Origin of the sequence: Microbacterium sp. PM5, assembly GCF_003293595.1 — a bacterium.
Taxonomy (GTDB): domain Bacteria; phylum Actinomycetota; class Actinomycetes; order Actinomycetales; family Microbacteriaceae; genus Microbacterium.
Genome location: NZ_CP022162.1, coordinates 2,707,961 through 2,729,027, shown reverse-complemented (window position 1 = coordinate 2,729,027; position 21,067 = coordinate 2,707,961). Strand labels below are relative to the sequence as shown.

Genomic DNA, 21,067 nt, shown 5'->3' with positions numbered 1-21,067 from the left:
CGGGCCTCACGCGCGGCCCAGCGCGGCGCACGAACTCCGCAGAATCGCACGAACTCCGCACGGATGCCGAGAAAACGTGCGGAGTTCGTCACTCTCTGCGGAGCACGGTGGCTGCGCGCTCAGCGGGCGGCGCGGATGAGCTGCGTCGAGTGGTCGAGATGCGCGCGGACGGCCGCTCCCCCGTCGCGGGGCAGCGCGTCGAGGTAGGCGCGATGCTCGGCGGCGAGCGCACCCGGCGCGTAGTGGGGACGCACATGCGTCAGCAGCAGCAGCACCTCCGACTCGAGCGCCGCGTGTGCCTGGGCGATACGAGGGCTGTCGGCGACCTCGACGATCGCGCGATGGACAGCGGCGTGCGCGCGGATCGTCGCGGGCCAGTCGGCGCGGGCCTCGGCATCGGCGAGGTCATCGATCGCGGCCTCGATCGTCGCGCGCGTCGCAGGCGACCACACCGAGCCCTGCGCCTCGGTGATGAGTCGCACGGCCTCGGTCTCCAGCGCCGCCCGCAGCTGCTGGAGTCCCCGCAGATCGTCGTCGTCGAGCGCCGAGACCCGGGCGCCGGCGTAGGGGACGAGCTGGACGAGGCGCTCGGCGCCGAGCGCCGCCAGAGCCGCCCGCACGGTATGCCGCGAGACATCGTGCGCCCGGGCGATCTCCTCCTCGCGCAGCGGCGCGCCCGGTGCCAGCGCTCCGCTCAGGATCTCGCCGCGCAGCGCGTCGGCGACGCGCACGTCCGCCGTCGGCCGCGGCGAACCGTCACGCCGGCGCGGAGACACCGTCGCTCCGCGCGCGCACCGGGGCGGCGACCAGCGCGAGCCCCACCCCGATGACGATGAGCCCGGCCACCGAGACGGCGGAGAGCTGCTCGTGCAAGACCACGAGGCCGAGCACCGTGGCCGCGAGCGGCTCGGCGAGCGTGAGGGTCGAGACGGTCGCCGGGCTCAGACCGCGAAGCCCCGCGCCGAACAGGAGATAGGCGATCGTGACCGTGACGACGCCGAGCCACAGGGCGAGCGCCGCGCCGTTGGCCGTCCCGAGCCACGCGGTCGAGGTCGACAGCAGCACGGGCAGGCTCAGCACCGCGGCGGTTCCGAACACGGCACCCATCGCCGCCGGCGCCGTCCACCCGCGGTCGAGCAGCATCTTGCTGGCGATCGCGTAGAGCGCGTACGACGCGCCGGCGCCCACCGAGGCGGCAACGCCCAGGGCGCTGGCCGGCGCGGCGGCGCCGTCGCCGACCACGCCCGACACCAGCACGACACCGACGATCGCGACGGTCGTCGCCAGGCTCCACCGCAGGCTCGGCCGTCGTCGGCGCAGCACGCTGTCGAGAACGCCGGTGACGATGGGCGCCGAGCCGAGCGCCACGACCGTGCCGACGGCGACACCGTTGAGACCGGTTCCCGAGAAGAACGTCGGTTGGTACGCGAGCACCCCCGCGGCACCGACGAGCACGATGACGAACGTGGAGACCGTCTGGCGGGCGGGGCGGGTCTCGACGTGCGGCGCAGCGGTGCGCCGTGACCGCGCCACGAGGGCGATGGCGATGGCGATGGCGCCCAGCAGCCCACCCCCGATGAGCACGCGCGCCGCGCCGATCGAGAGGGCATCGGCGTCCACGTCGGCGAGCGCCCGCGATGTGCCCGTCGTGGCGAAGCAGAGTGCCGCAACGAGGACGGCGGCGATGGAGAGGGGTCGACTCACAGGAACATTGTTACACAATCAGATTGTCGTGGTACGTGTTCACCGCGCACGCATAGCCGCCGGTCGTACGCTGAGGCCACGCCTCCCATCGATGCTCTGCTGACGACCTGGCGCGCCGACCCCGTGACGCTCGCGGCCCTGGCCGGCGCGGCGCTTCTCTACGCCCTCGGGGTGCGACGCGCTCGGCAGCGCGGCACCCCGTGGCCGCCCCATCGCACGGTGCTCTTCTTCACCCTCGGGCTCGGCTCATACGCCGTGGTGGAACTCGGCTTCCTCGGCACCTGGTCGGCCGAGCTCCGCTGGGCGTTCGTCGCCCGCATCGCGCTGCTGCTCATGGCCGTCCCGGGTCTCATCTCCCTCGGCCGTCCGCTCGATCTGCTGCGCGCGGGCCTGTCGGATGCCGGTCGCCAGCGCCTGGACGCCGTGCTCGACGGTCGCGTGTTCCGGGTCCTCGGCAACGCGATGTTCGCCACGATCTTCGTCGCGGCGATCTTCTGCGTGTTCCTCACGCCGCTCGCGGGAGTTCTCCGCACCTCGCCCGTGATCGGCGAGGCGCTCGGGCTCGTCTCGCTCGTGGTCGGGCTGCTGCTCGTGGTGCCCCTGATGGCACTCACCGGCATCCACACCAGCACGTTCCTCGCGGTCGAGTTCCTGCTGGCCTTCGTGGAACTCGTCATCGACTCCATCCCCGGCATCCTCCTGCGCCTGAACGACATGGTCGTCGACGGCGTGGCAGCCGCCGCGGGTGCGGCGTGGTGGCCGAATCCGCTGCACGATCAGCACCTCGCCGGCGATCTGCTCTGGTTCATCGCCGAGGTCGCCGACGTGCCGATCCTGATCATCCTGCTGGTGCGGTGGGGACGCCGCGACCGCGTCGAAGCCGCCGGCTACGACGCCCTCACCGACGAAGAGCACGACGCGCTCGTCCAGGAGCACCTGCGCGGCGCGCGCGGCTGACGCGCCCTCTCCGCGCGGACGGATGCCGCGGCATCCGCGCGCCGCCGGCGATCAGGCCCGAATGCTGCGCTCGGCCGCCTCGACGACGTTGGTCATGAGCAGGGCGACGGTCATCGGCCCGACGCCGCCCGGGTTCGGCGACAGCCACCCGGCGACCTCCTCCACGCCCGGCGCGATGTCGCCGTAGACCTTCGCCTTGCCGGTCTCGGGGTCGCTCTCGCGGGTCACGCCGACGTCGAGCACGGCGGCGCCGGGCTTCACGTCCTCCGGGCGCACGAGGTGCTTGACGCCCGCGGCGCCGACGATCACGTCGGCCTGGCGCAGGTACGACGGCAGGTCGCGCGTGCCGGTGTGCGTGAGGGTGACCGTCGCGTTGACGGCGCGACGGGTCAGCAGCAGGCCGATCGAGCGGCCGATCGTGACCCCGCGGCCGACGACCACGACATGCGTGCCCGCGAGGGTGAAGCCGTTGCGCTCCAGCAGCTCGATCACGGCGCGCGGCGTGCACGGCAGCGGCGAGGTGATCTCGTCGTTGACGTTCAGCACGAGCTTGCCGAGGTTGGTCGGGTGCAGGCCGTCGGCATCCTTGGCCGGATCGATCCGCTCCAGGATGCGATCCGTGTCGAGGTGACGCGGCAGCGGCAGCTGCACGATGTAGCCGTGGCAGGTCGGGTCGGCGTTGAGGCGGTCGATCTCGGCCTCGACGTCGGCTTGCGTGGCGTCGGCCGGCAGCTCGACCTGAATCGAGTTCATGCCGATCGCCTCGGACTCACGGTGCTTCATCCCGACGTACAGCTGCGATGCCGGGTCGGCCCCCACCAGCACCGTGGCGATGCCCGGTGTGACGCCGTGCGCCTTCAGTTTCGCGACGCGCTCGGCGAGCTCCGCCTTGATGGCCGCGGCCGTCGCGCGGCCGTCGAGCTTCTGTGCCGTCATGTTCTCTCCTCAGAAATCGTCCCGCGAGACACCACTCCCGCCCCGAGACACACGTCGCCAGACGGTTTCTCGGTGCGAAGGTGGTGTCTCGCAGACAGGGGATGCCGGGATGGCGAGCCGTTACTGGGCGAGGCCGGGGTACAGCGGGAAAGCGGCGGTCAGCGCGGCCACGCGCGTGCGCAGCGACTCGACATCCGCGTCCGGCAGCAGCGCGAGCGCGATGATGTCGGCGACCTCGGTGAACTCCGCGTCACCGAAGCCACGGGTCGCGAGCGCCGGGGTACCGATGCGCAGTCCCGACGTCACCATGGGCGGACGCGGGTCGTTGGGCACCGCGTTGCGGTTGACCGTGATGTGGATCTCGTGCAGCAGGTCTTCGGCTTGCTTGCCGTCGATCGCCGCGTCGCGGAGGTCGACGAGCACGAGGTGCACGTCGGTGCCGCCCGAGCGCACCGAGATCCCGGCATCCTTCACGTCCTGCTGCGACAGCCGGTCGGCGAGGATCGCCGCGCCGCGGATGACGCGCTCCTGACGCTCGCGGAACTCGGGGGTCGCGGCGAGCTTGAACGCCGTGGCCTTCGCGGCGATCACGTGCATGAGCGGGCCGCCCTGCTGGCCGGGGAAGACCGCCGAGTTGATCTTCTTGGCGATGTCGGCGTCGTTGGTCAGGATGAAGCCCGAGCGCGGTCCGCCGATGGTCTTGTGCACGGTGGAGCTCACCACGTGCGCGTGCGGCACCGGGGAGGGGTGCAGGCCCGCGGCGACGAGCCCGGCGAAGTGCGCCATGTCGACCCACAGCAACGCACCGACCTTGTCGGCGATGGCCCGGAAGCGCGCGAAGTCGAGCTGGCGCGGATAGGCCGACCAGCCGGCGATGATGACCTTCGGCTGGTGCTCGACGGCGAGGCGCTCGACCTCGTCCATGTCGATCGTCGACGTCTCCGGGTCGACACCGTAGGCGACGATGTTGTACAGCCGGCCGGAGAAGTTGATCTTCATGCCGTGCGTCAGATGCCCGCCGTGATCCAGCGACAGACCCAGCAGCGTGTCGCCCGGGCGAGCGATCGCGTGCAGCACGGCAGCGTTGGCGGAGGCCCCCGAGTGGGGCTGGACGTTCGCGAACTCGGCGCCGAACAGCGCCTTGGCGCGCTGGATGGCGAGCTCTTCGGCGACGTCCACCTCTTCGCACCCGCCGTAGTAGCGACGGCCGGGGTACCCCTCGGCGTACTTGTTCGTCAGCACCGAGCCCTGCGACTGCAGCACCGAGACGGGAACGAAGTTCTCCGAGGCGATCATCTCGAGGTAGCCGCGCTGACGCTCGAGCTCGCGCTCGAGCACCTGGGCGATCTCGGGGTCGACCTCGGCGAGCGGGGCGTTGAAGTACGGATCGGTCATGACGGTCTCCTGCCATTCGTCGGGTGGATGCCGGTGTGCGCCGGGCGCACGCCGATGAATCAAACGAAGGCCGGCCCAGGCGTGCGGTCGATTGCCGTGTTCGCCGCTCCCCGATGGTGACCCACCTCAACGCCAGTCGCGACAGTGCGAGCATATCGGATGCGACGCCGCAGGCACACGGCTAGGCTGGCGTTGCCAGATTTGTTAAGACTCCTAACACAAACGGAGTACCCCCTGGCCCCGGTCCCGGCCGCCACGCAGAATGGAGCCACCGTGTCGCAGCCCTCCCTCGTCCCCGCACCCGCGCACCTGACCGTCGGCGACGGCCGCGCGTTCGCCCTGGCAGGCGACGTCGCGCTCGTGATGGCGACGGATGCCGAGGCCCTCTCCGACGCCGCCGCCGAGCTGCGCCGGCTGATCGCTGCGCGCACCGGCATCCATCTGCCTCCCCCGACACCCGCAGACGGCGGGCGGCGAAAGATCCGACTGAGCCTCGACCACGACGGCCGCGCCGAGTCGTATCGGCTGCGCAGCGACGTCGACGCCGTGCACGTGGCGGGTGCGGATGCCGCGGGCCTCTTCTACGGCGTGCAGACTCTCGCGCAGGCGATCACGGCGGACGCCTCGGGCTGGGGCGTTCCGGAGATGGAGATCGAGGACGCACCCCGGTTCGCGTACCGCGGCGTCATGCTCGACGTCGCCCGTCACTTCCTCGACGTCGCGACGGTGTGCGGCTACATCGACCGCGCCGCGGGCTTGAAGTTCAACGTTCTGCATCTGCACCTCACCGACGACCAGGGATGGCGCATCGAGATGCACTCCCGCCGCCGGCTCACGGAGAGGGCAGCCACGAGCTCGGTCGGCGCCGACGGCGGTGGCTTCTACACCCACGACGACTACCGCGCCATCGTCGCGTACGCCGGCCGCCGCCACATGGTCGTCGTGCCCGAGATCGACGGCCCCAGCCACACCCACGCCGTCTCCCTCGCCTACCCCGAGCTGTGCGCGCCGCCGGTGATCAGCGCGCAGCTGCAGCAGCAGGCGGAGCAGGACGGCACCGACCTGCCGGTCAGCGGTGTCGCCTATGAAGGCATCGGGGTGGGTTTCTCGTCGTTGCGCATCCGCGACGAGCAGACGTACACCTTCCTCGCAGACGTCCTCACCGAGCTGGCGGCGCTGACACCCGGTCCGTACCTGCACATCGGCGGCGACGAGGCGTTGGGGACGGATGCCGATGACTACGACCACTACATCGAGCGCGTCTCACGGCTCGTGGTCGAGACCGGCAAGACCGCCATCGCCTGGCATGAGGCCGGAGTCTCGGGCAGGGTCGCGGAAGGAACCGTCGGTCAGTACTGGGGCTTCGTGTCGCCGACGGACGGCATGGACGAGAAGACCCGGGGCTTCGTCCGTCGCGGCGGGCGGGTCATCCTCTCGCCCGCCGATGCGATCTACCTCGATATGAAGTTCGACCCCGACTCACCGCTCGGGCTGACGTGGGCACGCGGGGTCACGAGTGCCCGTCGCGCCTACGAGTGGGAGCCGACCGCCGTCATCGACGGCATCGACGAGACGCAGATCCTCGGCGTGGAGGCGCCGCTGTGGAGCGAGACCGCTCGGACGCCTGCCGACATCGACGCGCTCGCATTCCCGCGCATCGCCGCCGCCGCGGAAGCGGCGTGGTCCCCGGCATGGGAAAGCCTCCCTCTGCGAACATGGGAATCGTTCCGGTCCCGCGTGGGCGGGCTCGGGCCTCTGTGGACGGCACTCGGCATCCGCTTCACCGCGCTGCCCGAGATCGAATGGACGCCGATGGAGGCGATCACCGCACGAGGGGACACCACATGACCACCGTCATCCATTCGGCCCGTCTCGTCTCTGCGGGAACGCTCACCCCCGACGCCTGGATCGCCTTCACCGATGGCGTCATCGACGGCCGCGGGACGGGCACGACGTGGCGCGCCCTGACGGCGGCCCACGTGATCGACGCCGCGGGAGGGGTGGTGACGCCCGGGTTCATCGACATCCACGGTCACGGAGGCGGGGGCGCCTCGTTCGACGACGGCGCCGCGGCGATCGCCACGGCGCGGGCGATGCACCGTGCGCACGGAACCACCCGCGCGGTGCTCTCGCTCGTCACGGCAGCGCTCGACGATCTCGCCGCCCGCGTGGCGGTGATCGCCGATCTCGTCGAGGACGATGCGACGATCCTCGGCTCGCACCTCGAAGGCCCCTTCCTCGATCCGGGCCACAAAGGGGCGCACACCCTCAGTCTCCTCCGGCCGCCGGATGCCGCCGCCGTCGGCCGGCTGCTGGAGGCGGGGCGGGGCACCGTCCGACAGGTGACTCTCGCTCCCGAGCTGCCGGGCGCGCTGGCGGCGGTGTCGCAGTTGGTGGCCGCGGGCGTCGCGGTGGCGGTCGGCCACACGAACGCCACCGAGGACGAAGCCTTCGCCGCCTTCGACGCCGGAGCGACCATCCTCACGCACGCGTTCAACGCCATGCCCGGCATCCACCACCGCGAACCCGGGCCGGTCGTCGCAGCGCTGCGTGACGAGCGGGTGACGTTGGAGATCATCGCCGACGGCGTGCATGTGCACCCGGATGTCGTGGCACTCGCGTTCGCGCAGGCCCCCGATCGGGTCGCGCTCATCACCGACGCGATGGCCGCCGCCGGTGCCGCCGACGGACACTACGAACTCGGCGGGCTCGCCGTGACGGTCACCGACGGCACCGCCCGACTCGATGAGGGGGGCGCCATCGCCGGCTCGACGCTCACCCAGGACGCCGCCCTGCGCCTGGCCGTCGGCCACGGCATCGCGCTGACGAGCGCCGTCGACGCGCTCACCCGCATTCCTGCCCGTGCCGTCGGCGTCGACGACCGGTTCGGCGTCGTCGAGAGCGGTCGTGTCGCCGACATCGTGCTGCTCGACGAGAACCTGCGGGTGCAGACCGTGTGGGTCGACGGCGTCCGCGTCTGACCGCGGGCACCGGACGAGAGAAGCGGGGCGGAGGGCGCCCCCGCACCGTCCGCCCCGCTCTACCCCCTCCACCGGTACCGCGCAGGTCCTCCCCCGAGATCCCGCGCTTCCGGTCCTGGCCACGGATCGCTCCGTTCCCCTGGCCGTTCCCGTCGGCGCTGCTCCTGAATCCCCCTGGAGAGCACACGACGGGAAGTCCTTCACCCCAAGAGAGCGCGCACCACGCGATCCATTACGCGAGTTCTGAGATTTTTCTCGAACTTTTTCCGATGACGTTGCGATCCCTCCGCCGCCATCGGCCGTTCCCCAGCCGGACCTGCGAAAATGAGACGTGTTGACGCGACCCGCGTCATAATCCGCCGCCGTGGCCGTCTCTTGGGTGAGAACGAACGACGCCCACTCCGACAGGACTCTCTCGTCATGGACACCCCCGATCAACCGCGCCGCGATCCCGCCGATATCGCCGACGCCGACCTCGTGCTGCGCACGCGCGCCGGCGACCGCCAGGCGTTCGCCGAACTGTGGCGCCGCCACTATCGGTCGGGACTGACCGTCGCCTCGTCGATCACCTCGAGCTTCGATGCCGACGACCTCGTCCAAGAGGCGTACTCACGCATCTATCAGGCGATCGCGAAGGGCGGGGGCCCGACGGGCTCGTTCCGCGCTTACCTGTTCACGAGCATCCGCAACACGGCCGCCGGGTGGGGCCGCGCCCGGCGTGAGACGGCGATCGACGAGCTCGAGGCTCTTCCCGACCCGGATGCCGACGCGCACGCGACCGACGAGGCGCTCGATCGGAGTCTCACGCACCGCGCGTTCCGGAGCCTGCCGACCCGCTGGCAGGAGGTGCTCTGGTACACCGAGATCGAGCAGATGAAGCCGGCGGAGATCGCGCCGCTGCTGGGCATGAAGGCGACGGCGGTGGCCCAGCTGGCCTTCCGCGCGCGCGAGGGACTGCGCGAGGCGTGGATCCAGGCGCATCTGCAGACCGTCGCCGACGGGTCGGACTGTCAATGGACGATCGAACGGCTCGGCGCCTATGCCCGTGACAACCTGGGCACCCGCGACCACAAGAAGCTCGAAGCGCACCTCGCCGACTGCGCGCGGTGCACGATCGTGGCCGCGGAAGCCACCGAGGTCTCGCACCGCCTCGCCCTGGTGCTGCTGCCGCTGACGATCGGCGCCGGTGCCGCCACCGCCTATCTCGCCACCCTCCAGGGTGGCGCGGCACCGCTGGTCGCGCTCGCGGCGGGCGCGTCCGGGACGATGCCGGGCGCGGTGACCGTCGGTGCGGGCTCTGCACCCGTCGTCGGCACGGCCGGCGCCGCTGGCGCGGGTGCGGGAGGCGCAGGGGGGACGGGAGGCTCGGCCGGAGCCGCCGGCGCCGCCGGGTCTGCTGCGGGCGGCGGCGGCGCGCTCGCCGGAGCCGGCGCCGTCGTCGGTCTCGTCGCCGCCGGAGTGCTCGTGGCCGGGGCCGCGGTGGCGGCAGTGATCGTCGTGCCACAGGTGGTCGCCAGCAGCGCATCCGCGCCGAGCGACGGGTCGGGTGGCGACGCAGCAGGCTCCGCGGGCGGGGGCGGCGATGCCGGCGCCGCGCTGCCGGCGAGCACACCCACGCCCAGCACGATCCCCTCTGCGACCCCCAGCTCGCTGCCGGTGCCGTCGGCGACGGCGACGGCGAAGCCCGACACGAAGCCGCAACCCGCGCCGACGCGCCGGCCTGTGACGCCTCCGACGACGGCGCCGCAGCCGACGCTCGTTCCCACCCCGACGCCGACACCCACCCCGTCACCGACACCCACTCCGACGCCGACACCCACTCCGACGCCGACTCCCACCCCGACACCGACACCGACGCCCACGCCCACCCCGACACCGACACCCACGCCGACACCGACTCCGGAACCCACACCGGTCCTTCCCGAGGGTTCACCCGCCTTCGGTCCGGCGAGTATCTCGACAGACGACGACCTGTTCGGCGCGCTAACGACGACGATCAACGGCGCACCCGGCAGCACGGTGACGGTGAAGTTCGGCGACGTTGAGCGAGCGCGGGTCACCCTGTCCGCCGAAGGCACCGCAGAGGTCACGATCGAGGGCACCGTCCTCGACTTCTGGTTCACGAAGATCTCGATTGCGTACATGGCAGGCGCCGCCGTGGGCCCGGCCACCGTTACCGACATCTGGCGCCTCGTCGGCTGACGGCCAACGTGAGCCACAGCCCCGCCGCGTAAACTGGCGGAATGTCCGAGCTGCCGCACGTCCGTCCCGCCGCGCCCGAGGCCCCGCGATCGGCCGACGGTGCCGCCGCACGTCCGGCCGGCGTGCGCCCTGCGCTGGATGCGGTGGATGTCCTCGCCTTCCTCTGCGAACTGTTCGCCTTCGTCACCCTGGCGGTCTGGGGCTTCACCGCCTGGCCGTTCCCGTGGAACATCGTGGCCGGCATCGGTGCCCCGGTGATCGCGATCCTCCTCTGGGCTCTGTTCGTCTCACCGCGCGCCGTGTTCGCCGTGCACCCGTTCGTGCGGGCGCTCGTCGAACTGCTCGTCTACGCCTCCGCGACGATCGTCTGGTGGACGAGCGGCAACGCGTGGATCGGCCTGGCGTATGCGGTGGTCGCCGTGACCGTCGGACTGGTCTCGGGTCGACGCCGACTCGCCGCGTGAGGCGCGCCCGATCATGAGCGCCGTCCTCGACCTGCTCAACGCCGAGCTCGCCGACCGCATCGACACGGATCCCGGCGCCCTCGACGCCGCCCGCGCGGACAAATCCGGCCACGCGGCCGCGGGACGTCCAGTGGCGATCGTGCACGCGGCATCCGTCGCCGACGTCCAGGCGACGATGCGCATCGCGACCGCGACGCGCACGCCCGTCGTCGTGCGCGGGGCGGGCACGGGCCTCGCGGGCGGCGCGAACGCCGGTGCCGGCGAGATCGTGCTGTCGATGCGCGGAATGGACCGGATCCTGGAGGTGCGGGCCGACGACCTACTGGCGGTGGTCGAGCCCGGCATCCTCAACGCCGACCTCAACGACGCCCTCGCCGCCCACGGTCTGTGGTGGGCGCCCGACCCCGCCAGTCGCGCCATCTCGACGGTCGGCGGCAACATCGCCACCGGCGCCGGTGGCCTGCTGTGCGCGAAGTACGGTGTCGTCCGCGACGCCGTCCTCGGGGTCGACCTCGTGCTCTCCGACGGCCGACTGCTGCACCTCGGACACCGCAGCGTCAAAGGCGTGACCGGTCTCGATCTGACGGCGCTGGTCATCGGCTCGGAGGGCACGCTGGGCGTCGTGGTCGGTGCGACGCTGAAGCTGCGGCGCCTCGTCCCGGGGCAGGCACGCACCCTCACGGCCCTCTTCCCCGATGTCCGCGCCGGCGCCGCCGCCGCGGCCGCCGTGACCGCCTCGGGCGCGCAGCCCGCGATCATGGAGCTGATGGATGCCGCGTGCCTCGCGGCCGTGCACCGCCTGCTCGAGCTGCCCGCTCCTCCGGTCGGCGCGGCGCAGCTCACCGTGCAGACCGACGGCCCCTCGGCCTCCGGAGACGCCGAGGCGATCGGCGCCGTCCTCGAGGCGGCCGGAGGCACCGTGCGTGCCGCACGGGACGACGCCGAGGCCGAGCTGCTGTGGACGATACGCCGCTCGATGCACCCCGCCATGGAGACGATGGGAACCACGCTGATCGAGGACGTGTCCGTTCCCCGCAGCGCCCTGCCCGCGATGTTCGACGAGATCGCGCGCATCGAGCGCGCCTACGGCCTCGTGATCCCGACCGTCTGCCATGCGGGCGACGGCAACCTGCACCCCAACTTCGTCTTCGAGGGCGACGAGGTGCCCGAGATCGTCTGGCGCGCGGCCGATGAGCTGTTCCGCTCGGCCCTGCGGCTCGGTGGCACCCTCACCGGCGAGCACGGGGTCGGCGTCCTCAAACGTCGCTGGCTCGTCGACGAGCTCGGCGAGGACCAGTGGCGGCTGCAGCGCCAGATCACCCGGGTGTTCGACCCCCTCGGCATCCTGAATCCGGGCAAGGTCTTCACCGACTGAGCCCGCGCGATCAGGCGACCGGAGGATAGATCTGCGCGCTCGCGACCGTCAGGCCCCGCGCACCCAGCACCATCGCGAGGATGCCGAGTGCCAGCGGCATCGCCAGGGCCACGAGCGATCCGAGCACGAAGAGTCCCATCAGATCGTCGAGACCCGTGCCCGACGCGGAGACCGCCGCGATCTGGGGCAGCGCGAACGTGACCGCCATGGCCGCGAATCCCCACGCGGGAGCCCAGTGCCACGGTCGGGGAATCACGGCGGCGCGGCCGATCGCGACGACGGCGACGAGAGCCGCGGCGGCGGTGACGGCGAGGTGCACGGCCGAGAGGATCTGCAGGCGCGGGATGTCCTGCTCGTTCGAAAGGGCGGGGATCGCCAGCTCCACGAGCGGGGGGAGGATCGCGAGCACCAGCAGCGCGGCCACGCCCGACGGGCGGCGTGCGACGATCGACCCCCGCCCGCGCAGCCCGAAGGCGAAGACGACAAGGGATGCCGCGAACAGCACGATGGCCACGATCGCGACACCCGAACCGAGACCGCCCGGCGCCACGGCCCGCACCCCCGTCGGCACCACCGCACTGGCGGCCAGCAGCGCACCGCCCCAGATCCATGCAGGAACGGGCTTTCGGACCTCGGCATCCGTCATGGCCCCGACCCTACCCCGGCTCGTCCGTCCCGTCAGGTCGCTGTCGGCGCGGCGAAGCGACAGGAGGGGACGGACGAACGCGTCAGAGGCCCTGCCAGGCCGGCTTGTTGGCGTAGGCGTAGCGATAGTAGTCGGCATGCTCCAGGCGCGACGCCGCGGCCTCGTCGACCACCACGGTCACGTGGGGGTGCAGCTGGATCGCCGACCCCGGCAGCGACGACGTCACGGGGCCTTCGACGGCGCCCGCGACGGCCGCGGCCTTGCCTTCGCCGAAGGCGAGGAGGAACAGGTGACGGGCCGACAGGATCGTTCCGAGCCCCTGCGTGATGCAGTGCATCGGCACGTCGTCGATCGAGTCGAAGAAGCGGGCGTTGTCGCGTCGGGTCTGCTCGATGAGCGTCTTCACGCGCGTCCGCGACGCGAAGGAGGACCCGGGCTCGTTGAAGCCGATGTGACCGGAGGTGCCGATCCCGAGGATCTGCAGGTCGATGCCGCCCGCGTCGGCGATGGCCCGCTCGTAGTCGTCGCCGGCGTGCGCGATGGTCGCCAGATCGCCGTTCGGCGTGTGGATGCGCTGGGGATCGAGGCCGAGCGGCTCGACCACCTCCGTCGTGATGACGGAGCGGTAGCTCTGCGGATGCCGCGGGTCGATGCCCACGTACTCGTCCAGGGCGAACCCGCGCACGCGCGAGACGTCGACGCCGGTGAGCCGGGGCCGCAGCGCCTCGTAGACGGGCAGCGGGGTCGATCCGGTCGCAAGCCCCAGCACCGCGTCCGGGCGTGCCGCGATGAGACGGACGATCTCATCGGCGACGAGCGCCCCGGCGTCGGCGGCCGAGGGGACGATGACGACTTCAGCCATGGAAAACAGCCTCCTGCTCTGATTCGGCGCCGAGGATGGCGGCGCCCAGTGCCGCCGCGGGCGATCCCGGCGGCAGCAGATCGACGCGCTCGCTGAGCCGCAGCGACCGCAGGAACGGGGATGCCGCGGCGCTGGAGTCCAGTTCGGCGAGCACGGGCCTCAGCATACGGTCGCCCAGTGCCGTGACGCCTCCCCCCAGCACGACGACATCGACATCGGTGGACAGCACGATCACCCGGACCGCCGACGCGACGCCGTATGCGAGCCCGCGGCGCAGCTCCACCGCGAGCGGATCGCCGGCGTCGGCGGCGTCGAACACGTCGCGCACGGGCAGCGCCGCGCTCCGGCCCCATCGCTCGGCGACGGCCGCGCCGCCGCTGAAGGCTTCGATGCAACCGCGCTGCCCGCAGCGGCAGACGGGTCCCGCCGGGTCGACCGAGATGTGTCCGACCTCTCCCGCGGCGCCCCGGGCGCCCCGCCAGAGTCGGCCGCGGTGCACGAACCCGGCGGCGATGCCGGTGCCGAGGTTGAGATACGCCATCGACGGCAGCGCGTCCGCGCCGCGCAGGGCGGCGGCGCCGACGGCGGCAGCCTTGACGTCGTTCTCGGCACGCACCGGAAGGCCCAGGCGCGGCCCGAGTGCGAGGGCCAGATCGAGCTCGTCGATGCCGAGGTTCACCGCATGAGCGACCACCGCGCCTCCCGGAGCGACCTGCCCCGGCATCCCGACGCCGAGCGAGGTGAAGGCCGAGGGGTGCACGCCGACGGCGGCCGCCAGCTCGTCCACGGCATCGAGGATCGTCGTGAGCACGGCATCCGGACCCCACCCGGTCGCCCGGCGCACGCGGGCGAGGATCCGCTGGTGCGCCGCGTCGGCGCCGCCCCGGTCGGAGGGCGCGACGACCACGGCGTCGGTCTTGGTGCCCCCGACGTCGAATCCGAGACGCATCAGCCCTTCACCGCTCCCGACACGAGGCCGCTGGTCATCTTGCCCTGCACGATCAGGAAGAAGACGATCACCGGAATCGCCATGAGGGTCGAGCCGGCCATGACGACGGCCCAGTCGGTCGCCTTCGTCGCCTGGACGAAGCTGCGCAGCCAGATGGGCAGCGTCTGGGCCTCGGGACGGGTCATGATCACGAGGGCGAAGATGAACTCGTTCCACGCTTGGATGAACGCGAAGATCCCGGTGGAGACCAGTCCCGGCGCGAGCAGCGGGAAGGTCACACGCCAGAAGGCCTGTCCCCTGCTGCACCCGTCGATCATGGCCGCCTCCTCGAGATCGGCGGGGATGCCGCCGACGAAACCGCGCAGCGTCCAGATCGTGAAGGGCAGCACCATGGCGATGTACACCGCCGACAGTCCGATCACGGTGTTCAGCAGGTGCCAGCCGTCGAGCACGCGGAAGGTCGAGATGATCATCGCCTCGGCCGGGATCATCTGGATCACGAGGATCGCGACGATGAAGCTCTTGCGGGAACGGAAGCGGTACCGCGAGATGGCGATGGCGGCGAGGAAGGCGAAGACCAGGGCCGCGACGACGGTGAGCACGGTGACGGCCAGCGAGATCCACAGCGCCGGCATGAACCCGCCGTCCCAGGCCGCACGGAAGCTCTGCAGCGTGAACTGGTCGGGCCAGAAGTGCGGCGTCTCGCTCTTGACGGCCGAGCCGGGCAGGAAGGAGGTATTGACCATCCAGTAGACCGGGAAGACCGAGCAGACGAAGACGACGACGGCGGCGAGGTTGAGAAGCACACGCCCGGTGGCGCGTCTCGTGCGGGCGCTCATCAGTCGTCCTCCGAGGTCAGCATGGTGCGGATGTAGTAAGCGGAGATGGCGAGCAGCACGACGACGAGGATCACCGAGATCGCCCCTCCCGAACCGAGGTCGCCGGTGGCCATCGAGACGCTGTAGATGTAGACGCCGATGGTGTTGGTATCGGCGCGGATGCCGCCGACGGTCTGCAGCGCATAGATCTGGGCGAACACGCGGAGGTCCCAGATCACCTGCAGGATGAGCAGCACGACCAGGATCGAACGGATGTAGGGCACGACGATGAAGCGGAACCGCTGCCACGCGCCCGAGCCGTCGAGGGATGCCGCCTCGAGCACCTCGTCAGGCACCTGCGAGAGCCCGGCATAGGTGGAGAACGCGACGAACGGGATCGCGCCCCAGGTGATGATGATCGCCGCGACACCGAAGAAGCTGAGGGGGTCGGACAGCCAGCTGTGGCCGATCCAGTTCTGCCCCGTGATGTGCGTCAGCGCGTAGTTGACGAGGCCGTAGGAGGTGTCGAAGATCCAGCCCCACACGATGGTGCCGGTGAGCGCGGGCATCGCCCACGCCAGCAGCAGCCCGACCGAGACGACGGTGCGCATCACGCGTCCGAGGGACTTCATCATCAGGGCTATCGCGATCCCGAGCACCATCGTCGCGGCGGCGCAGACCACCATCAGCCCGAAGCTGCGGGCCAGGACGACCCAGAACTCGGAGTCGGTCAGCACACGCACGTAGTTGTCGAACCAGACGAAGGTGGGCGGCTTGCCGAAGATCTGCTCGCGCCCGTACTTCTGGAACGACATGACGATCAGCTGCACCAGAGGCCAGCCGATGAAGACCAGCAGCATCGCCAGGGCGGGCAGCAACAGGACCAGCGGCGTGCGGTCGCGGCGCCGCCGACGCGGAGATGCCGCGGGCGCGTGAGCGGTGGTCATGCCGGCTCTCCTTTCGTGGGTGTCGGGGGCATCTCGACTCGCGGCGCCCGCTCAACGACCGGGGAGGCGATACCACCGCCGGTCGTTGAGCGAGGAGCGCAGCGACGAGTCGAAACGCAGACGAGTCGAACAGACTCAGCCGTTGAGGATGGAATCGATCTGCTCGTCGAGAGCCGTGGCGAGCGTCTTGACGTCACCGCCGGCCGCGACCTGGACGAAGAAGTCCTGCAGCAGGCCCTTCGCCTCCACGTCCGCCCACTTCGGCGAGGCCGGCGTCAGCTTCGCATTCGCAGCGGCATCCGAGATGATCTTCGCGAGCTCCGGAGTAGCCGCAGCGACCTGGCTGCCGAGGGCCTTCTTGGCGGGCACGAGGCCGGCCTTGGCCAGCAGCGTCTGGTAGTCGTCGCTGAGCATGATCTCCAGCGCGCTCTTCGCGAGCTCGGGATGGGCCGACTTCGCCGAGATGCCGATGTTGGATCCGCCGGCGAACACCTGCGCGGCGCCGCCGCTCTTGCCCGGGAGCGCGTAGTAGCCGACCGTCTTGGTGAGCGCCGTGTCGGCCTTGTTCTCGTCGGCGACGATCGACCAGTACGCCCAGCTGGGCGCCGAGAGGGTGGCCGCCTTCTCGGTGCGGAACGGAACCCAGGCCTCGGTCTCATCGCCGTCCTTCGGGGCGAGCGATGCCTTGGTCATCAGCTGCTGCACCTGCTCGATGCCCTTCACCGAGGCATCGCTGGACATCTGCGCCTCCCACTTGCCGTCCTTCTGCACGGCGATCTCGCCGCCGTTCTCCCAGATGAAGGGCAGCGCGTTGTACCAGTCCTTGCCCGGGAAGTAGACCCCCGAGACCCCCGGAAGGGCCTGCGCGAGCTTCTCGCCGTTGGCCACGTACTCGTCGAGGGTCGTGGGCACCTGCACGCCGGCGGTGGCGTACTGGGCCGTGTTGTAGAACACGATGCGGGCGCCGGAGTAGTACGGCGCGGCGTAGAGCTTGCCGTCCCACGAGCCCGCCTCCACGAAGCCGGGCAGCAGGTCGTCACCGCCGATGGCGTCCTTGATGTCGGAGATGTCCAGCAGCGCCCCGCTCGAGGTGAACGCCGGCGACTGGGTGTTGCCCATCTCGACAATGTCGGGTGTGTCGTTGGACGACAGGCTCGTGGTGAGCTTGTCGACCAGGCCCGTCCACTGCTGCTCCTCGATGACGAGCGTCGAGCCCGGGTTCTGGGCTTCGAAGGTCTTCACGAGATAGTCGCGGGCATCCTGCGGCGTGTCGGTGCCGTTCAGCCACACGCGCAGCTGGGCCGGCGCCGGAGTGCCGGAGGCGTCGTTGCCGCCCGTGTCTCCGGCCGCGCAGCCGGCGAGAACGACAGCCGAAGCGCCGAGGAGCGCGAGGGCGCCGAGCTTCTTGTTCATGGTGTCTTCCTTTGTCTCTCTTGGTGGTGTCGGGGCGCTGTGCCCCGCGGTGATGGGGTCAGGACACCCCGAGTTGTCCGGAGAGGACCATGACGGCCGCGCCGCGGAGGACGATGTCCTCCCCCTGCGCCGTCATCCGCACCTGGACGCCGTCGTGGAACGAGGCGAGCGTCCGGGCGCGCAGGGTCTCGACGGTCGCGGTCGCGAGAGTTCCGTCGAGAAGATCGGGCCGGCCGGAGAGGACGATCTCCGACAGATCGAGGACGCCCACGATCGGGGCGAGGGCGATGCCGAGACGAGCCCCGGCATCGCGCAGCACCGCGTCGCGGTCGGCGCCGGGTTCGGCCACGCGCGCCTCCAGCGCCGGAACCGACAGCCACGCCTCGAGGCAGCCGACCTTTCCGCACACGCATCGCGGGCCACCGTCCGTGCCGACGGTGACGTGACCGATCTCTCCGGCGGCGAACCGACTGCCGGCCATGGGCTGACCACCCGCGAGCAGGCCCGACCCGACGCCTCGGCCCACGCGGACCAGCAGCACGTCGTCGGCGGCTCCGCCGAAGGTGTACTCCGCCAGCACGGCCGCATTGGCGTCGTTGGCGACGAGCACCGGCAGCCCCAGGTCGGCACGCAGAGCGCCTTCCAGGTCGACGCCCTGCCATCCGAAGTTCGGCGCCGTGAGAACGACGCCGCGATCGTCCACGATGCCGGGGCTGCCGACGCCGACGCCGAGGACCGGCGCGTGCGCGTCGGCCACGAGGCCACGCGCGAGCTCCATGACGGCGCCGAGGATGTCGGCGGGGTCCGCCGGTACCGTCACGTCCCGACGCGCGACGATCTCTCCGTCGAGCGTGAGGATCGCGCCGAGGAATCGGTCGGTGCCCGAGAGGTCCAGCCCGACGATGCGGTGGCCCTCCCGATCGAGGTCGACGAGGATCGCGGGCTTTCCGGGCCCCGTCACCTCGCGCATCCCGCGCTCGGCGACATAGCCGTCGTCGATGAGTTCGGCCACCAGATCGGAGATCGTCACCCGCGTCAGACCGGTCTCACGGGAAAGGTCCGCACGACTCATGGCACCCTGGTGGAAGAGGGTCTGCAGCACGAGGGCGCGATTGTGCGCCCGCGCATGCTCCGGCAGCACCTTCGCCGCATGGCGCAACGCGCGGCCCGGCACGACGGAGCGGGCCGGCGGTGCCGCATCGACGGCGCCACGCGGGAGATCAGATCCGGACATGTTTGTTAGTAGACCTTACGAAAGCCGCATCTGCAAGCGTCGGCGCGGATTCGGAAGGACGATTTACAAAACTGTTACATTGCGCGAGCCCCGACCGGAGGAGAGAGCTTGTTGACCGCCACGACACGGATCGGCCGCATCGCCGCGATCTTGCTGACCGTCACCGCGATGGCCGGCCTCGTCGGGTGCGCACCAGACGGCGGGGCGGGCCCCACTCCCTCGGGCGGCGATACGCAGACGACGAGCCAGGCGTGCGAGACGGTGCGCGCCAGCGTCCAGGACGCCGCCGACCAGGTGCAGCGCCTCGACGCCGGCGACCCGTCGGCGGCAGTCAGCGCGTTCACCGAGGTCGCCGCCCGCCTCGACGACGCCGCGCGAGCGGTGGGCAACCGCAGCATCGCCGATCTGCTGCCGCCGCTGCGATCGGGGTTCACGTCGGCATCCGCCGACCTGTCCGCCATCGCGGGCGGCGACCTCTCGCGCCTCGAGTCGCTGCAGAGCGCTGCCGCGCAGATACAGTCGGCACTGAGCGCGTTCGCCGCCGCCTGTCCCGCTTCCTGATCCTCGACAGGAGCGCGGGCGCACCCCGATGGAGGCCTCTGACGGCGAACGAGGTGCATCCCGTACCATGGGAGGGCGCGGCCGCGCAGAACACGGGGGTGTTTAGGTGACCGATCCTGCAACGGGACGAGAGGCAGAGGGTTCGCCCGATGCCTCCTCCGCGAGCCCCCCGACCGCCGCGACCGCCGTGCTCGACGGCCCGATCGAGACGATCGACGGCGGCGCCGTTCCCCCCGCGCAGGTCCCGCCGCTGCAGTGGGCACCCGCGGAACCGCCGCGCAAGAAGAAGCGCCTCTGGCTGTGGATCGGCGTTCCCGCGGCCGTCGTCGCCGCAGGCGCCGTCACGGCCTCACTCGTCCTCATCGCCCCCGGCACCGCGATCGCGGGCGTTCCCGTCGGCTTCCTCACGGCGGGAGCGGCCACCGACGCGATCTCTCAGCGGCTGGGCGCGACCACCGTGGTTCTCGGCGAAGGAGGACCGACCGTCACGGCCGCACAGCTGGGCGCCACCGTCGATGCCCACGGCCTCGCGGACCGCGCGTTCGCTGCGCGGCCGATGTGGAACGTGACCCAGTGGTTCGGCGACGGGCTCGACGCCCCCGTCACGCTGGACGCCGACCGCGCAGAGGCCGCCCTGCGTGCGGCATTGCCCTCGGCCTTCACCGCCCCCGTGCCCGCGCAGGTGTCGTTCACCGGCACCGCGTACACCGTGACGCCGGCGGTGGCCGGCACCGGACTCGACCTCGACGCGATCGCCGCCGCGGTGCACGACGCCTTCGTCGCGGGAAAGAGCACCGTCACGGTCTCGGCCGCGAGCGTGCCGGTCGCCCCGCCCGCGACGAGCGAACGAGCCCAGTCGGCAGCCGATCAGCTCAACGGCATGCTGCAGACGATCGGCTTCTACGTCGGCGACGAGCGCACCGTACCGATCGACCCCGCAACCGCGGCGTCGTGGCTGACGGTCACTCCCGACGCGTCCGGGGCGTTCTCGATCACGGCGGATGCCGCGAAGATCCAGGCTGCCGTCGATGCACTGCCCGCGGCCGTCAACCGCGCTCCCGCCAACGGCACCGTGATCACCAACTCCGATGGAACGGTGCTGGAAACCAGCGTTCCCGGAGCCGATGGCCGCACACTCGGGGACACGAGCGCGGTGGCGAAGGAGTTCGCCGCGCAGCTCGACGCGGGCAAGGCCGCCTTCGCGCTGCCGGTGACGCTGACCCCGGCATCCACCGTCACGCTGCAGCGCCTTCTCGAGGTCAACCTCAGCGAACAGATGCTCTATCTCAAGGAGAACGGCGCCGTCGTCGACTCGTGGCCGATCTCCAGCGGCGTCGCGCAGTCTCCGACGTACACGGGCCATTTCCGCATCAACAGCCACATCCGCTCGCAGACGATGACGAGCACCGATCCGAACAACCCGTACTGGAACTACGACGTGCCCAACGTCGAGTGGGTCATGTACTTCAACGGCGATGAGGCGTTCCACGGCGTCTACTGGCACAACAACTTCGGCACGCCGCAGAGCCACGGCTGCGTGGGCATGCCGAACTACCGCGCAAAGCAGATCTACGACTGGTCGCCGACGGGAGTCGACGTCTGGATCCACGACTGACGCTCGCG

The 21,067-nt window shown here is 71.1% G+C and carries 19 protein-coding genes and 1 riboswitch; of the genes, 8 read left to right on the top strand and 11 right to left on the bottom strand.

The window, feature by feature from the left end:
* Positions 1–119: 119 nt before the first annotated feature.
* A complete protein-coding gene (locus CEP17_RS12925) occupies positions 120–731 on the bottom strand; it encodes a GntR family transcriptional regulator (protein WP_239498536.1) in 612 nt (203 codons plus the stop codon).
* A 25-nt stretch (positions 732–756) separates the two neighbouring features.
* Entirely contained in the window at positions 757–1,704 is a 948-nt protein-coding gene (locus CEP17_RS12920; RefSeq protein ID WP_112932523.1) for an EamA family transporter, read from the bottom strand.
* Positions 1,705–1,827: 123 nt separating this feature from the next.
* Between CEP17_RS12920 and CEP17_RS12915 the strand changes: the two genes are divergently transcribed.
* A complete protein-coding gene (locus CEP17_RS12915; RefSeq protein WP_239498535.1) occupies positions 1,828–2,661 on the top strand; it encodes a cytochrome c oxidase assembly protein in 834 nt (277 codons plus the stop codon).
* 51 nt (positions 2,662–2,712) lie between these two features.
* Here CEP17_RS12915 and CEP17_RS12910 read toward each other — a convergent pair whose 3' ends face one another.
* A complete protein-coding gene (locus CEP17_RS12910) occupies positions 2,713–3,597 on the bottom strand; it encodes a bifunctional methylenetetrahydrofolate dehydrogenase/methenyltetrahydrofolate cyclohydrolase (RefSeq protein WP_112932522.1) in 885 nt (294 codons plus the stop codon).
* A 120-nt stretch (positions 3,598–3,717) separates the two neighbouring features.
* Positions 3,718–4,992, bottom strand: coding sequence for a serine hydroxymethyltransferase (gene glyA, locus CEP17_RS12905; protein ID WP_039414135.1), 1,275 nt, complete (start codon positions 4,990–4,992; stop codon positions 3,718–3,720).
* Positions 4,993–5,058: 66 nt separating this feature from the next.
* A riboswitch (ZMP/ZTP riboswitch) is annotated at positions 5,059–5,142 on the bottom strand.
* Positions 5,143–5,265: 123 nt separating this feature from the next.
* Between glyA and CEP17_RS12900 the strand changes: the two genes are divergently transcribed.
* From CEP17_RS12900 to CEP17_RS12880, 5 genes are all read left to right on the top strand, one after another.
* Positions 5,266–6,840, top strand: coding sequence for a beta-N-acetylhexosaminidase (locus tag CEP17_RS12900; RefSeq protein WP_112932521.1), 1,575 nt, complete (start codon positions 5,266–5,268; stop codon positions 6,838–6,840).
* Positions 6,837–7,973, top strand: coding sequence for an N-acetylglucosamine-6-phosphate deacetylase (gene nagA, locus CEP17_RS12895; RefSeq protein ID WP_112932520.1), 1,137 nt, complete (start codon positions 6,837–6,839; stop codon positions 7,971–7,973). Before CEP17_RS12900 ends, nagA begins: the two co-directional genes overlap by 4 nt.
* A gap of 420 nt (positions 7,974–8,393) precedes the next feature.
* Positions 8,394–10,175 carry a sigma-70 family RNA polymerase sigma factor gene (locus CEP17_RS12890; RefSeq protein WP_162722454.1) on the top strand — a complete coding sequence of 594 codons (1,782 nt, stop codon included), beginning with the start codon at positions 8,394–8,396 and terminating at the stop codon, positions 10,173–10,175.
* 41 nt (positions 10,176–10,216) lie between these two features.
* A complete protein-coding gene (locus CEP17_RS12885) occupies positions 10,217–10,639 on the top strand; it encodes a YrdB family protein (RefSeq protein ID WP_112932518.1) in 423 nt (140 codons plus the stop codon).
* A gap of 13 nt (positions 10,640–10,652) precedes the next feature.
* Complete coding sequence (locus tag CEP17_RS12880; protein WP_112932517.1) at positions 10,653–12,014, top strand: FAD-linked oxidase C-terminal domain-containing protein; 1,362 nt, start codon at positions 10,653–10,655, stop codon at positions 12,012–12,014.
* 10 nt (positions 12,015–12,024) lie between these two features.
* Here CEP17_RS12880 and CEP17_RS12875 read toward each other — a convergent pair whose 3' ends face one another.
* The 7 genes from CEP17_RS12875 to CEP17_RS12845 form a co-directional block, all read right to left on the bottom strand.
* Positions 12,025–12,660, bottom strand: a complete 636-nt coding sequence (locus tag CEP17_RS12875) for a hypothetical protein (RefSeq protein ID WP_112932516.1) — start codon at positions 12,658–12,660, stop codon at positions 12,025–12,027.
* 82 nt (positions 12,661–12,742) lie between these two features.
* Positions 12,743–13,522: a glucosamine-6-phosphate deaminase gene (locus CEP17_RS12870; protein WP_112932515.1), complete on the bottom strand. Its 780-nt coding sequence runs from the start codon at positions 13,520–13,522 to the stop codon at positions 12,743–12,745.
* A complete protein-coding gene (locus tag CEP17_RS12865; RefSeq protein WP_112932514.1) occupies positions 13,515–14,471 on the bottom strand; it encodes an ROK family protein in 957 nt (318 codons plus the stop codon). The genes CEP17_RS12870 and CEP17_RS12865 overlap by 8 nt, the downstream gene beginning before the upstream one ends.
* Complete coding sequence (locus CEP17_RS12860; RefSeq protein WP_112932513.1) at positions 14,471–15,310, bottom strand: carbohydrate ABC transporter permease; 840 nt, start codon at positions 15,308–15,310, stop codon at positions 14,471–14,473. Before CEP17_RS12860 ends, CEP17_RS12865 begins: the two co-directional genes overlap by 1 nt.
* Positions 15,310–16,236 (bottom strand): sugar ABC transporter permease, encoded by a 927-nt coding sequence (locus tag CEP17_RS12855; RefSeq protein ID WP_112932512.1) that lies wholly within the window; start codon positions 16,234–16,236, stop codon positions 15,310–15,312. The genes CEP17_RS12860 and CEP17_RS12855 overlap by 1 nt, the downstream gene beginning before the upstream one ends.
* Positions 16,237–16,371: 135 nt before the next feature.
* The gene (locus CEP17_RS12850) at positions 16,372–17,649 is read right to left on the bottom strand and encodes an extracellular solute-binding protein (RefSeq protein ID WP_036317935.1); all 1,278 of its coding nucleotides are present in this window, start codon (positions 17,647–17,649) and stop codon (positions 16,372–16,374) included.
* A 58-nt stretch (positions 17,650–17,707) separates the two neighbouring features.
* Positions 17,708–18,883, bottom strand: coding sequence for an ROK family transcriptional regulator (locus CEP17_RS12845; protein ID WP_112932511.1), 1,176 nt, complete (start codon positions 18,881–18,883; stop codon positions 17,708–17,710).
* Between the two features lie 111 nt (positions 18,884–18,994).
* Here CEP17_RS12845 and CEP17_RS12840 point away from each other — a divergent pair, with 111 nt between their 5' ends.
* Positions 18,995–19,444, top strand: a complete 450-nt coding sequence (locus tag CEP17_RS12840; protein ID WP_239498534.1) for a hypothetical protein — start codon at positions 18,995–18,997, stop codon at positions 19,442–19,444.
* 106 nt (positions 19,445–19,550) lie between these two features.
* Positions 19,551–21,059: a L,D-transpeptidase family protein gene (locus CEP17_RS12835; RefSeq protein WP_112932509.1), complete on the top strand. Its 1,509-nt coding sequence runs from the start codon at positions 19,551–19,553 to the stop codon at positions 21,057–21,059.
* Positions 21,060–21,067: the final 8 nt, after the last annotated feature.

Coding starts and splice junctions, on each gene's coding strand:
- CEP17_RS12910 (WP_112932522.1), bottom strand. CDS start 3,597: ATGACGGCACAGAAGCTCGACGGCCGCGCGACGGCCGCGGCCATCAAG.
- glyA (WP_039414135.1), bottom strand. CDS start 4,992: ATGACCGATCCGTACTTCAACGCCCCGCTCGCCGAGGTCGACCCCGAG.
- nagA (WP_112932520.1), top strand. CDS start 6,837: ATGACCACCGTCATCCATTCGGCCCGTCTCGTCTCTGCGGGAACGCTC.
- CEP17_RS12890 (WP_162722454.1), top strand. CDS start 8,394: ATGGACACCCCCGATCAACCGCGCCGCGATCCCGCCGATATCGCCGAC.
- CEP17_RS12885 (WP_112932518.1), top strand. CDS start 10,217: ATGTCCGAGCTGCCGCACGTCCGTCCCGCCGCGCCCGAGGCCCCGCGA.
- CEP17_RS12880 (WP_112932517.1), top strand. CDS start 10,653: ATGAGCGCCGTCCTCGACCTGCTCAACGCCGAGCTCGCCGACCGCATC.
- CEP17_RS12875 (WP_112932516.1), bottom strand. CDS start 12,660: ATGACGGATGCCGAGGTCCGAAAGCCCGTTCCTGCATGGATCTGGGGC.
- CEP17_RS12870 (WP_112932515.1), bottom strand. CDS start 13,522: ATGGCTGAAGTCGTCATCGTCCCCTCGGCCGCCGACGCCGGGGCGCTC.
- CEP17_RS12865 (WP_112932514.1), bottom strand. CDS start 14,471: ATGCGTCTCGGATTCGACGTCGGGGGCACCAAGACCGACGCCGTGGTC.
- CEP17_RS12860 (WP_112932513.1), bottom strand. CDS start 15,310: ATGAGCGCCCGCACGAGACGCGCCACCGGGCGTGTGCTTCTCAACCTC.
- CEP17_RS12855 (WP_112932512.1), bottom strand. CDS start 16,236: ATGACCACCGCTCACGCGCCCGCGGCATCTCCGCGTCGGCGGCGCCGC.
- CEP17_RS12850 (WP_036317935.1), bottom strand. CDS start 17,649: ATGAACAAGAAGCTCGGCGCCCTCGCGCTCCTCGGCGCTTCGGCTGTC.
- CEP17_RS12845 (WP_112932511.1), bottom strand. CDS start 18,883: ATGTCCGGATCTGATCTCCCGCGTGGCGCCGTCGATGCGGCACCGCCG.